This is a genomic window from Corynebacterium sp. MSK204 (assembly GCF_030229885.1).
Lineage (GTDB): Bacteria > Actinomycetota > Actinomycetes > Mycobacteriales > Mycobacteriaceae > Corynebacterium.
In genome coordinates this window covers 37,539-49,682 of the sequence record NZ_JASPGQ010000011.1, presented here as the reverse complement: position 1 = coordinate 49,682, position 12,144 = coordinate 37,539, and the positions used below count along the sequence as shown (strand labels likewise).

Below are 12,144 nucleotides of genomic sequence, written 5' to 3'. Positions count from 1 at the left end.
AGCAACAGTAAGCCGCGATTCCTTAAAAAGCGACGGTCCCAAAACTGAAACGAGCCCGCTTACCACCAAGTATTGGTGGCTTAGCGGGCTCGTTTAGTGAGCGTGTATCGAGCTAACCCAAGGAAAGGTTAGATGCGACCGTTTTCCTCGTCATCACGGCGGTTGGCCTCGTTGAGGCGACGGAACATCTCCGCTTCCTCTTCGTGGTTCTCCTCGTGAATCTCGTGAACGCGGCGCATGAGTTCCGGATCGTCCGGGCTGAAGGTGCCCTGAATCTCGGAGTCAGCGTAACCGAGGTGGTTAAGCTGCTTCGGCACCTGAGCGCCTGCGTACTCAAGCGGTACTGCGTGGCCGTGCTCATCAACCGGGCCGAGCGGCTGGTGGACCTCAATGAAGGCACCGTTAGGCAGCTGCTTGATGACACCGGTAGCAATACCGTGCTCGAGCACCTCGCGGTCAGAGCGCTGGAGACCAACGCAAATGCGGTAGGTCATAAAGTAAGCAATCGGCGGCAGGACAATCAGGCCGATACGTCCGACCCAGGTCATCGCATTCAACGAAATCTGGAAGAAGTGCGCAACGTGGTCGTTACCACCGGAGAGAGTAACCAGCAGGAAGAACACGATTGCCGCTGCACCGATTGCAGAACGCGTAGGAACGTCACGCGGTCGCTGCAGAAGGTTGTGGTGCGCATCGTCACCAGTGAACTTCTTCTCCAGGAACGGGTAGGTGATAAGCAGCACGACCATCAGGCCACACAACAGCGCGACCCAGAAGGCGGAAGGAATCGTGTAGTTACCCAGGTACAGCTCCCAAGCAGGCATGACACGAGCCACACCGTCTGTCCAGAGCATGTAGATATCGGGCTGAGAACCTGCAGAAACCTGAGATGGGTTGTACGGACCAAGCAACCAGATGGCGTTGATGGTCAGCACACCGGACATCAGAGCCAGGACACCAGCGACCATCATGCCCATACCAATTGCCTTGGTGGCGAAGACCGGCATAATGCGGACGCCGACAACGTTATTCTCTGCGCGACCCGGTCCAGGGAACTGGGTGTGCTTCTGGAACCAAACCATGATCAAGTGGGCTGCAATGAGGCCCAGGATGATGCCTGGGATAACCAGAACGTGGAGGATGTAGAAGCGGTCCAGCATCAGGTCGGACGGGAAGTCGCCGTTGAAGATGGCCCAGTGCAGCCAGGTACCGATAATCGGCAGACCCAGGATGATGGCGGACATAATGCGCAGACCGACACCGGAAAGCAGGTCATCCGGCAGGGAGTAACCGAGGAAGCCCTCGATCATGCCCAGCAGGATAAGGGTGCAACCAATAATCCAGTTGGCTTCGCGCGGGCGACGGAAAGCACCGGTGAAGAAGATGCGCAGCATGTGCGCAACCATCGACATCATGAACAGCAGGGCTGCCCAGTGGTGCATCTGGCGAACAAAGAGACCGCCACGCACCTCGAAGGAAATATCGAGTGCGGTTGCATAGGCGCGCGACATCTCAACACCGTTCAGCGGTGCGTAGGTGCCGTCGTAGATGACCTTCGTAATGGAAGGATCGAAGAAAAGCGCTAGGTATGTACCGGTTAGTAGAAGAATGATGAAGCTGTACAGCGCCATCTCACCGAGCATGAAGGACCAGTGGGTCGGAAAGACCTTGTTTAGCTGCGTCCTTAGCACGCCGGCGGCGCTGTAGCGCTCGTCCATGTTGTTGCCCATTTGGGCGAGTTTATTGCTCATTATGACTTACGCTCCCAGAATGCCGGACCGACAGGCTCAATGAAGTTGCCCTCTGCAACAAGGTAGCCCTCATCGTCCACCGTGATAGGCAGCTGTGGCAGAGCACGGGCGGCCGGGCCGAAGACCGGCTTACCGTAGTGCAATGCGTCGAACTGCGACTGGTGGCAGGGGCACAGGATTCGGTTGGTTTGTGCCTCGTACAAGGAAGTTGGGCAACCAATGTGAGTACAAATCTTGGAGTAGGCGTAGTAATCGCCGTGGTGGAAGTCTTCCTGTCCCTCACGCTCGATTGCCTTCTGCGCATCGGAGTGGCGCAGACGAATCAACATCACCGCGTTGCGGTTGCCGTGGATGGAGTGCATGTGGTGTTCGTACACGTCGCGCTTAGCGTCGTACTGGTCACCGTCGTTGACGTCTTCTTCCGCAAGCGGGAAGACGGTCTCCATGCCACCGGCGGCCAAGTCCTCAGGGCGAACGCGCACAAGGCGGGTAACGCCTTCGGTGGTGTAGTGCTCTCCGGACTCACCAGAGTGCTTCTCAGCGATGGTGCCGGTGTCACGAGCGAGGTAAAGCTTTACGCCCTTCTCGTACATGGTCCAACCGGAGGTCCACAGCGTGCCGTCACCGGCGTAGTTCACCTCGTGGCGAACCTTCCATGGATTACGGATTGCGCCGCCCAGCGGAGCAATAACAGTCAAGCCGAAGAGTACGCCCGCACCACCGAGCAGACCTTGGATGGTCTTACGGCGGCCAAGAGTGGAGGTCTTCCACGAGTCGTTCAAGAGAGCGGTAAGAGTACGACGGTCAACTTCTTCCGAAGGGCCATCGTGGCGACGCTGCACGGAAATCTCTTCCGGCAGAATCTTTTTGACGTACTGCACGATGGCAAAGCCGAGTCCAAAAATGGACAGTGCGGCGGTAATGCCAAGCAGCGGGGTGTAGAGAGTATGCCAAACAAGGCCGTCCTCCCCTAGCTGCTTGTACTGCCAAGGCCAGAAGAGGTAAACAGCCAAGAAGCCCAATCCGCCGATAGCGGAGATTGCCAACCAGATGGCGACATTGCGCCCCGCGCGCTTATCTGCGGGGTCACCTTCAACCGGGTAGCGCTCCTTGCGGAACGCTACGGTGACATCATCGAGCTCGGTACCAAGTGCAGCAAGTTCATCATTGCTCATCTTATCGAGCTCTGCGTCAGTGTAATTCTTTTTCACATTGCTCATGAGCGCGATCCAATCCACATAGCAGCGGCGCACAGGGCGCTGATACCGATAATCCACATTGCCAGGCCTTCAGCCACTGGGCCGAGACCGCCAAGATCCCAACCGGCAGGAGACGGAGTCTCTTCCGCAGACTTCAAGTAGGCGATGATGTCCTTCTTTTCGTCTGCAGTCAGCTGGCGGTCAGAGAACTTTGGCATGTTCTGCGGACCGGTCAACATTGCCTGGTAGATCTCCTGCTCGTTAGCGGGCGCGAGCTCAGGAGCGTATTTACCGGAGGACAGCGCGCCGCCCTGGCCGGTGAAGTTGTGGCAGGATGCACAGTTCATGCGGAACAGCTCGGAGCCCTTAGCAACGTCTTCGGCCTGAATCTGACCATTGTAGTTAGCGCCACGAAGGGATTCCTGAGCAATGCTTCCATCATCGTTGTAGACGATGTCCGAGCCGCCGCCGTTAGCTGCAACATAAGCGGCCAGCGCCAAGGTCTGCTGCTCGGTGTAACGAGGAGCCTTGCGCTCTGCCTGAGCGTCGTTGGACATCATCGGCATACGCCCAGAGTGAACTTGGAAGTACACAGAGCCGGCTCCGATACCTACGAGAGAGGGGCCACGGCCTTCGATGCCCTGCAGATTGGCACCGTGGCAGGTGATACAAGCGGTGTCGTAGATGTCCTTACCCTCTTGCACGAGGGCTTGATCATCTTTTTCCGCCGTAGCGACCTGAGCGTCGGGCGTCAAGGCAGAGGCCAAGACGCCAGCGCCAGTCAAACCGATGGCCAAAGCAAAGCCACCTGCAAGGGTGCGCTTCGCCTTGCGGCGACGGCGGGTCTTCTTAGCCGCGACAGTGGTCTGCTCCACTGACTCGGACTGCGAATTGTTATCCATCATTTTCCTTTAGATAACTCGAACACGGGAGGACTGTTTTGGGGAGAGGTTCGCCGACACTACTGAATCAAGTAGATAACGGTGAACACACCGATCCACACAACGTCAACGAAGTGCCAGTAGTAGGACACTGCCATGGCGGCAGTTGCCTGTGCCGGCGTGAATTTAGATTTAGCGATACGGGCCAGGATGATTGCAAAGGAAATCAAACCGGCGGTTACGTGCGCAGCGTGGAAGCCGGTGATGATGTAGAACACCGAACCAAAGACGCTGGACTGTACCGTCACGCCTGCGTGAATCAACTCAGCCCACTCAAACGCCATGATGCCCAAGAAGACAACACCCAATACCAGCGTGATGGTGTACCAGAGTCGAAGCTTGTAAACGTCACCCCTTTCTGCGGCAAACACGCCGAACTGCGAGGTCACGGAGGAAGAAATCAACACTGCAGTAATGAGAAAACCCATTGGCAGGTTGATATGGGCAGTGTGCTCCGCCCAATCGCCTTCCTGGCCGTTCGCTCGCGAGGTGAACCACATCGCGAACAGTCCGGCAAAGAACATCAATTCCTGAGACAGGAACACGATGGTGCCCACGCTGACCATATTGGGTCGGTTCAGCGAGGCAACACGTGGTGCTGTCATACCTTGGTTAGAAACTACGCTCGTCACAGTGGTAATTATGGCCGTTCCGGACCCTAAAGTCACTTCAATTCCCCCCGCCTTCGCTAATCGTTTTTTACCGAATTGCCAGCCACCAATAAGGAAGCGTGTGGAACTCGCTATTAATAATTACCTTGGAACTTTTTCTATTCTCATCCGACGAGACATCAATGCAGGTGACGCCTGCAAACTTGAAGTTCTGTCACAATCCACTCCGCTGTAGCCGTCTCGGCCGCGACGGTTCAGCTCTCGTCCGCAACCGGTTTCGGCAATTTTCTTAGAGAGATAAATCACATGGTGGTTTTCGGGAAAAATGGCCCATTTGCAACTTTCGGTTGACCCCCACAGAAATAGCCGTTTACGTGCTGGTATGCACTTTTGCTGCCCACTTAAAACCTGGGCACAACCCCTCTCCCCCTCCTCTAAAAAAATTGGGCACCGCGGGAACTTTGCCCGTCGATTTCCGACGCAGATCGCCAAAGCCCTCCCCACCGAGGAATGGTGAGGAGGGCTGAGAAGTTTAGGCAGTGGCTGCGACTAGATGATTTCTAGTGCTTTTCCTTAGGCAGACCGTATTGCAAGGACAGGCCGGCGCAGGCAGCAATCAAGCACACGGCACCCAAGGCGATGAGCCAGTAGTACAGGAAGATGACGCCGAGGCCCAAGAAGCCGATGGAGCCTGCCATGGCCAGTGGCCAGATGGAGCTTGGGGAGAAGAAGCCCAAGATACCGGCGGAGTCCTCGGTCTCTGCTTCTTCCCAGTCTTCCGGCAGAACGTCGCTGCGGTTATCGGTGAAGTGCAGGTAGCCGCCCAGCATGAGGCAGAGCACGACGGAGAGAAACATACCCACGATGCCCACCCACTCGGCGCCGTAGAGGTAACCATCATCCTTCACGAGGGTGACGCCAAAGATATAAACAATCAGCGAGACGAAAAGGTAGGTCGCGATTGAGTAAAAGACTTTCGATGTTGCACGCATTGTGTAATGTCCTTATCTCTTATGCCGCGGTCTTAACGTAGTTGTCACCATCGGCGGTGTCACGCTCACCGGAGAACGGGTGGGTGGTAACTGCGTACGGATCCTGGCCGATTTCCTTCAGCGCCTCGGCGTTGGTGGCGTTCGGGTTCTTCTCACGGAAGTCCATGTAGGCATTGAAGTCCTCTGGGGACACAACGCGAACCTCGAAGTTCATCATGGAGTGGTAGGTACCGCACATCTCAGCACAGCGGCCGACAAAGGCGCCTTGCTTATCAATCGATTCGATCTGGAAGCTGCGTTCCTGGGCGTTGGCCTCAGGGTGTGCATAGACGTCGCGCTTGAACAAGAACTCCGGCACCCAGAACGCGTGAGAAACGTCAGCGGAAGCCAAACGGAACTCGATTGCGGTATCGGAAGGAAGTACCAGAACCGGAACCTCTTCGGTGGAGCCTACGGTCTCAATCTTGTTGTAGTTGAGGTAGGAAAGGTCACCCTTGGACTTACCGTGAATTGGGTTGGGATTGTCCACACCCTCAGGGTCATGGGCGGTCTTTTCCGCTTCAGCCTGACGTGCTTCGTCCGCACCGTTGTAGTTCTCACCGTTGACGTGGTTCTCGGCGTAGCCGAACTTCCAGTTCCACTGGAATGCCGTGACATCAACGGTGACCTTTGGATCCTTATCCAATGCGGTGACCTTCTGCTGGGTCTGCACCGTGAAGAAGAACAAGGTCATGATGATCAGGATTGGAACGATGGTCAATACCATTTCCAATGGCACGTTGTACTGCGTCTGGCGCGGGAATTCACCCTTTCCATCACGCTTTGCCTTCTTCGCGCTCCAGCGGAAAATTGCAGTAAGGAATAGGCCCCACATGATGAAGCCGACAATCCAAGCTGCAACCCAGACCCAGATCCAGAAGTTGTACATTGCTTCAGCCTCAGGGGTAACACCCTTTGGCCAACCGAATCCCAGGAGGTTCTCTACAGCAGTTGGCGCCTGAACGTCACAACCAGCCAGGGCGAGACCGCCTAGGGCAAGTGCGCCAGCTACGCCCGCCTTACGGGCGAAGGTGCGCTTATTACGCTGTCCCACGTGTGTTCTGCCTTTCTGTCCACACAAACTTCTCGAATACTCACAGAGCACCCTTACCCAATCAGAATAATGGATAAATGCTTGGTTCCCAGCCATTTTGAAGCTTTAAAAGAAACCCAGCGCGCTCAATTTATATCCACGTTTCAGTAGGTTACCGCCCCACCTGCACAATGTTCCAACCGTACCCCCAGTCTGCGCTTTCACCATGTGCCTTAACTCACAAGGAACTATTCCGACCATCATACGAAAGTTCGCACCCTTACGGGGAAGCTTAATTTAAGCTTTTCTGCAGCTTCCTCCAAGCCGTGGCGCTTTCTGGTTTCCACCCCACGCACCGTAAAGTAGAACAACGAGCACCAGTCGCTTAATTAAAAGGAGCTATCTTTACATGTGCGGACTTCTTGGCATGCTCGCGGCCACCGGTGACGTGGACAAATATGTCGACGCGTTGGAGCGGTCGCTTCCTTGCATGCACCACCGCGGACCGGACGCAGCCGGTACTTGGCATGATGGCGACGCCGCCTTCGGCTTTAACCGCCTGTCCATTATTGACTTGGAACATTCCCACCAGCCCCTGCGCTGGGGCCCTGAGGACGAGCCAGAGCGGTATGCCCTTACCTTTAACGGCGAGATCTACAACTACGTTGAGCTCCGCGAAGAACTCAAGGCCTTGGGCTATACCTTCTATACGGAAGGCGATGGCGAACCCATTGCGGTGGGCTACCACCACTGGGGCAAGGACGTTGTCGAGCACCTCCGCGGCATGTTTGGCATCGTCATTTGGGATACCAAGACCAAGACCATGTTTGCCGCGCGCGACCATTTTGGCATCAAGCCGCTTTACTATGCCACCACGGACGCCGGCACGGTCTTTGCCTCCGAGATGAAGTGCATCTTGGACATGGCCGAGGACATTGGTCTAGAACTCAACCTTGACCGCCGCGCCATCGAGCACTACGTGGACCTGCAATACGTGCCGGAACCGGAATCTTTGCACGCCAATATTCGGCGCGTGGAATCCGGCTGCACGGTGACCTTGAAGCCGGGCGAGGAGGTCGTATCCGAGCGCTACTTCAAGCCGCGTTTCCCGGTCCAGCAGGTTCCAGAAGGCGAGGAACAACAGCTCTTTGACCGGATTGCAGAAGCGCTGGAGGATTCCGTCGCTAAGCACATGCGTGCCGATGTCACCGTGGGTTCCTTCCTCTCTGGTGGCATCGACTCCACCGCCATCGCTACCCTGGCCAAGCGCCACAACCCAGATCTGCTGACCTTTACTACTGGCTTCGAGCGCGAAGGCTATTCCGAGGTGGACGTGGCCGCGGAATCGGCGGCCGCCATCGGCGTGGAGCACATCGTCAAGATCGTCTCGCCGGAAGAATACGCCGAGTCGATTCCTAAAATCATGTGGTACCTGGATAACCCGGTGGCCGATCCTTCCCTCGTGCCGCTGTACTTCGTGGCCCAAGAAGCCCGCAAGCACGTCAAGGTGGTCTTGTCCGGTGAGGGTGCCGATGAGCTCTTCGGTGGCTACACCATCTATAAGGAACCGCTGTCCCTCGCGCCATTTGAGAAGATCCCTTCTCCCCTGCGCCAAGGCCTGGGCAAGCTCTCCCGCGTGCTGCCGGATGGTATGAAGGGTAAGTCCCTGCTTAACCGCGGCTCCATGACCATGGAGGAGCGCTACTACGGCAACGCACGCTCCTTTAACTTTGAACAGATGCAGCGCGTTATCCCATGGGCCAAGCGCGAATGGGATCACCGCGAGGTCACCGCGCCCATCTATGCGCAGTCGGAAGACTTTGACCCAGTAGCCCGCATGCAGCACCTTGACCTATTTACCTGGATGCGCGGTGACATCCTAGTCAAGGCCGATAAGATCAACATGGCCAACTCCTTGGAGCTGCGCGTGCCATTCCTAGATAAGGAAGTATTCAAGGTCGCAGAATCCATCCCGCATAACCTGAAAATCTCCCACGGCACCACTAAGTATGCGCTGCGCAAGGCCATGGAACAGATCGTTCCCGCGCACGTGCTCAACCGCAAGAAGCTGGGCTTTCCGGTTCCCATGCGCCACTGGCTGGCCGGCGACGAGCTCTACGGCTGGGCACAAGACACCATCAAGGATTCCCAGACCGAGGACATCTTCAATAAGAAGGAAGTCCTGGAGATGCTCAAGGAGCACCGCGATGGCGTCTCCGATCACTCCCGCCGCCTATGGACCGTGCTTTCAGTTATGATCTGGCACGGTATCTTTGTGGAAAAGCGCATCGACCCGCAGATCGAGCAGCGCGACTACCCGGTCAAGCTTTAAGCCGAACTGGGCAAAGTTCCACGCTGAGCTTTAAAGACATAAAAAGAGGGTGAGCGCCGCGAAGCGCTCACCCTCTTTCTTTATCCTTCTGTTTAGTTGAAGGAATCGCCACACGCGCAGGAGCCGGTAGCGTTCGGGTTATCGATGGTAAATCCCTGAGACTCGATGGTGTCAGCAAAGTCGATCTTGGCGCCGGTAAGGTATGGCACGGACATCTTGTCCACGACGAGCTTGATGCCACCCACCTCGTCGACCTTGTCGCCATCAAGGCTGCGGTCATCGAAGTAGAGCTGGTAGCGCAGGCCAGCGCAGCCGCCGGGCTGTACTGCGATGCGCAGGGAGAGATCGTCGCGGCCTTCCTGATCAAGCAGGCCCTTTGCCTTTGCGGCTGCGGCCTCGGTCAGAATGACGCCGGTTTCGGAAACTGGAGCGGTCATCACTTCTCCTCAAATGTGTCTTGGTTGCGTAGCCACTACCCTACCCGCATCTACAAGGAGGGAAAAGGTAGCCCATAGTAATAACAACGCCGTGGGCGGGCCTATTCCCCTCTTGGGGCCGAAACCTTGTAGTCTGATCAGCGTGAAACTTCCGTGGCAAAAAGATGACAAGACCTCCCCTGAACCCGCTCCCGTGCAGGAAGAAGTTCAGGAAAATACCCACCGCAAGGGGTATACCCCGCCGAAGGGTCGTCCCACGCCAAAGCGCCAGGAACAAGAAATCGCGCGCGGTGTGAAGCGCGATCCACATGGGGTATCCGATGCGCAGCGCTATAAGCGCCGCAAGGAACTCAAAAAGTCCATGAGCAAGGACGAATGGAAAGAATATAAAAAGCAAGAGCGCAAGGAGCACAACCAGCGCAACCGCGAAAGCCAAGAGCGCATGGCCGAAGGCGATCCACGCTTCCTCCCAGCCCGCGATCAGGGCGAAGAGCGCGCCTACGTGCGCGATTGGATCGATGCCCGCCGTACGCTTTCGGAATGGGTAATGCCGATGGCGCTTGCCCTTATCGTCGTGGTCTTTGTGACCTATGCAGCTCCAAGCATCGCCGGCCTCATCAATGCTATTGCCATGGTGGTTATCCTCATCTTCGCCATCGACGGCATCTGGCTGGGTCGCCGCGCTAATAATGCTGTCCGCAAGAAGTTCCCCGGAACCACCGCCACCGGTTTTGGCCTGGGATTCTACGCGTTTTCCCGCGCCAGCCAGCCCCGCAAGTGGCGCATTCCTCGCCCGCGCGTAGAGCGCGGGGCCGACGTTTAAGGAAGCACACTGATGGCTGATTCCCTGCAGCTTTATCCCTATGGCCGGCTAAGCGATGCCGCACAGTGGCTCGCCGCCTGCCAAGATCGATCCCCCGCTTCCGAGCCACAGCGGGTGCGGGCCGTAATTTTCGCCGAGGACGGTGAAGGGATCCCCCTGGCCACGGAGACCGCGGCGCGGCGGGTTGGGGCCAGCATTAATTCTGTCACGGTGACGGATTGCTCCACCGCCTATGACTTAGGAGTGCAGGCGGCGGATGCGGAAATCGATGGCGGTGCGGATCTGCTTATTCCGGGCGGCATCGACAGCACGCAGGTTGCCGCAGCCGTCATGGGTGTCTTGGCTCAGGAGGAGCCGGTGGTGGTCGTCGGCAAGCAGCCGAGCGTCGAGGACTGGAAGACGAAGGTTGCGGCCATTCGCGATTCCATGTTTCGGATGCGCGATCTGACTGGGCGGGAGCTCATTAAGGCCTGCGGCTCCCCCGTATTGGCCGCGCTGGTGGGCTTTATGTCCCAGGCGGCTAGGCGGCGCACGCCCCTGCTTGTCGATGCCCCCTTAACCGCCACCGCCGCCGTATCCGCCGCCGCAGACACGCGGATCCATGACTGGCTCCTAGCTACCAACATCTCGCCGCAGCCGGCTCACCGGTTGGCCTTAAAGAAGCTGCGGCTGGATCCCCTGCTGGATCTGCAGATGGAGCCGGTGCCGGCGCTTGGCGCCTTGGCTGCCCTACCCCTTTTATTGCTGGGCGTAGAAATTACTGCGGACGCCGCGCAGGCAGAGGCCTAACTGCGCGGCGCAGGTCCTCCTCGCGCCGCGTTACACCGTGGCGTGCTAGACCAAAGTCTGCAACCAGCCGTGGGCATCCTCCACAGCACCGCGCTGGATACCGGTCAGGCGCTCGCGCAAGGCCATGGAGACCTCGCCGGCCTCGTTATTATTGACACTGAAGTCGATATCCTCACCAAGCACGCGCCCCACCGGCGTAATGACTGCGGCGGTACCGCAGGCAAAGGCCTCGGTCATCTTCCCTGATTCCACATCTCGCTGCCATTCTTCGGCGGTGATGCGCCGCTCGATTACCTTGTACCCCATGTCTTCGGCGACCTGCAGCAGGGACTGGCGGGTAATGCCGGGCAAAAGGGAGCCGGACAGCGCCGGGGTAACGATCTCGGCGTCGTCGCCGGTGCCGTAGACGAACATGAGGTTCATCCCGCCCATCTCTTCGATGTAGCGGCGTTCGATGGCATCCAGCCAGACCACTTGGTCACAGCCCTTTTCTTCGGCCTGGGCCTGCGCCAATAAAGAGCCGGCGTAATTGCCAGCGAATTTCGCGGCACCGGTTCCGCCCGGCGCGGAGCGGACATAGTCGGTAGACAGCCACACCGAAACAGGCTTAATGCCGCCACTGAAATACGCACCGGCGGGCGAGGCCAAGAGAATGAAACGATACGCATTAGCCGGGTGAACTCCTAGTGATACCTCGGTAGAAATCATAAAGGGGCGCAGGTAGAGCGATGCTTCCCCGCCGGCCTCTGGAACCCAGCTCTTATCGATGTCCACCAGCTGGCGCAGCGCCTCGATGAACTCTTCTTGCGGTAGCTCGGGCATCGCCAAGCGCTGCGCCGAATTAATAAAGCGTTGCGCGTTTTGATCGGGGCGGAAGGTCACGATGGAGTCATCGGGCTGGCGGTAGGCCTTAATGCCCTCGAATACGGCCTGGCCGTAGTGGAAGACGTTGCTCGCCGGGTCCATCGTGAGTGGGCCGTAGGGGCGGACTTGCGCGTCGTGCCAGCCCTTGTCCGTGGACCAATCAATGGTAACCATGTGGTCCGTAAAGTGCTGGCCAAAGCCGGGATTGGCCAGGATTTTATCTAAATCTGCTGCCGCCGTTGGTTGATTCGTACGGGTAATCGTGTAATCAAGCATGACCACAATCTACTCCTTTTATCTATAGCTGGGTAGGAATATGTTCACTTTAGCGCG

The 12,144-nt window shown here is 57.4% G+C and carries 11 protein-coding genes; 3 read left to right on the top strand and 8 right to left on the bottom strand.

Annotated features, from left to right (window positions below; genetic code table 11):
• Positions 1–128 precede the first annotated feature (128 nt).
• The 6 genes from qcrB to ctaC all read right to left on the bottom strand — a co-directional run bounded on the left by qcrB (position 129) and on the right by ctaC (position 6,587).
• On the bottom strand, positions 129–1,751 hold the full coding sequence (gene qcrB / locus QP908_RS08095) for a cytochrome bc1 complex cytochrome b subunit (RefSeq protein ID WP_005278357.1): 1,623 nt from the start codon (positions 1,749–1,751) through the stop codon (positions 129–131).
• On the bottom strand, positions 1,751–2,971 hold the full coding sequence (gene qcrA, locus QP908_RS08090; protein ID WP_239269748.1) for a cytochrome bc1 complex Rieske iron-sulfur subunit: 1,221 nt from the start codon (positions 2,969–2,971) through the stop codon (positions 1,751–1,753). Before qcrA ends, qcrB begins: the two co-directional genes overlap by 1 nt.
• Positions 2,968–3,855, bottom strand: coding sequence for a cytochrome bc1 complex diheme cytochrome c subunit (gene qcrC, locus QP908_RS08085; RefSeq protein WP_239269747.1), 888 nt, complete (start codon positions 3,853–3,855; stop codon positions 2,968–2,970). Before qcrC ends, qcrA begins: the two co-directional genes overlap by 4 nt.
• A gap of 56 nt (positions 3,856–3,911) precedes the next feature.
• A complete protein-coding gene (ctaE, locus tag QP908_RS08080; protein WP_369707792.1) occupies positions 3,912–4,523 on the bottom strand; it encodes an aa3-type cytochrome oxidase subunit III in 612 nt (203 codons plus the stop codon).
• 539 nt (positions 4,524–5,062) lie between these two features.
• A complete protein-coding gene (gene ctaF / locus QP908_RS08075; RefSeq protein ID WP_023023132.1) occupies positions 5,063–5,494 on the bottom strand; it encodes an aa3-type cytochrome oxidase subunit IV in 432 nt (143 codons plus the stop codon).
• A gap of 19 nt (positions 5,495–5,513) precedes the next feature.
• Positions 5,514–6,587 carry an aa3-type cytochrome oxidase subunit II gene (gene ctaC, locus QP908_RS08070; protein ID WP_239269746.1) on the bottom strand — a complete coding sequence of 358 codons (1,074 nt, stop codon included), beginning with the start codon at positions 6,585–6,587 and terminating at the stop codon, positions 5,514–5,516.
• Between the two features lie 388 nt (positions 6,588–6,975).
• Here ctaC and asnB point away from each other — a divergent pair, with 388 nt between their 5' ends.
• Positions 6,976–8,898 carry an asparagine synthase (glutamine-hydrolyzing) gene (asnB, locus tag QP908_RS08065; RefSeq protein WP_284772037.1) on the top strand — a complete coding sequence of 641 codons (1,923 nt, stop codon included), beginning with the start codon at positions 6,976–6,978 and terminating at the stop codon, positions 8,896–8,898.
• A gap of 92 nt (positions 8,899–8,990) precedes the next feature.
• Here asnB and QP908_RS08060 read toward each other — a convergent pair whose 3' ends face one another.
• Positions 8,991–9,335 carry a HesB/IscA family protein gene (locus tag QP908_RS08060; RefSeq protein WP_005283948.1) on the bottom strand — a complete coding sequence of 115 codons (345 nt, stop codon included), beginning with the start codon at positions 9,333–9,335 and terminating at the stop codon, positions 8,991–8,993.
• A 142-nt stretch (positions 9,336–9,477) separates the two neighbouring features.
• Between QP908_RS08060 and QP908_RS08055 the strand changes: the two genes are divergently transcribed.
• Both QP908_RS08055 and QP908_RS08050 read left to right on the top strand, forming a co-directional pair.
• A complete protein-coding gene (locus tag QP908_RS08055; RefSeq protein ID WP_284772036.1) occupies positions 9,478–10,158 on the top strand; it encodes a DUF3043 domain-containing protein in 681 nt (226 codons plus the stop codon).
• Positions 10,159–10,170: 12 nt separating this feature from the next.
• A complete protein-coding gene (locus tag QP908_RS08050) occupies positions 10,171–10,947 on the top strand; it encodes a nicotinate-nucleotide--dimethylbenzimidazole phosphoribosyltransferase (protein ID WP_239269743.1) in 777 nt (258 codons plus the stop codon).
• A 45-nt stretch (positions 10,948–10,992) separates the two neighbouring features.
• On the opposite strand, the gene QP908_RS08045 is transcribed toward QP908_RS08050, so the two are convergent.
• The gene (locus tag QP908_RS08045) at positions 10,993–12,087 is read right to left on the bottom strand and encodes a branched-chain amino acid aminotransferase (protein WP_239269742.1); all 1,095 of its coding nucleotides are present in this window, start codon (positions 12,085–12,087) and stop codon (positions 10,993–10,995) included.
• Positions 12,088–12,144: the final 57 nt, after the last annotated feature.

Bases quoted from the DNA above. Each gene is read 5' to 3' on its own strand.
- qcrB (WP_005278357.1), bottom strand. From the start codon at position 1,751: ATGAGCAATAAACTCGCCCAAATGGGCAACAACATGGACGAGCGCTAC.
- qcrA (WP_239269748.1), bottom strand. From the start codon at position 2,971: ATGAGCAATGTGAAAAAGAATTACACTGACGCAGAGCTCGATAAGATG.
- qcrC (WP_239269747.1), bottom strand. From the start codon at position 3,855: ATGATGGATAACAATTCGCAGTCCGAGTCAGTGGAGCAGACCACTGTC.
- ctaF (WP_023023132.1), bottom strand. From the start codon at position 5,494: ATGCGTGCAACATCGAAAGTCTTTTACTCAATCGCGACCTACCTTTTC.
- asnB (WP_284772037.1), top strand. From the start codon at position 6,976: ATGTGCGGACTTCTTGGCATGCTCGCGGCCACCGGTGACGTGGACAAA.
- QP908_RS08060 (WP_005283948.1), bottom strand. From the start codon at position 9,335: ATGACCGCTCCAGTTTCCGAAACCGGCGTCATTCTGACCGAGGCCGCA.
- QP908_RS08050 (WP_239269743.1), top strand. From the start codon at position 10,171: ATGGCTGATTCCCTGCAGCTTTATCCCTATGGCCGGCTAAGCGATGCC.
- QP908_RS08045 (WP_239269742.1), bottom strand. From the start codon at position 12,087: ATGCTTGATTACACGATTACCCGTACGAATCAACCAACGGCGGCAGCA.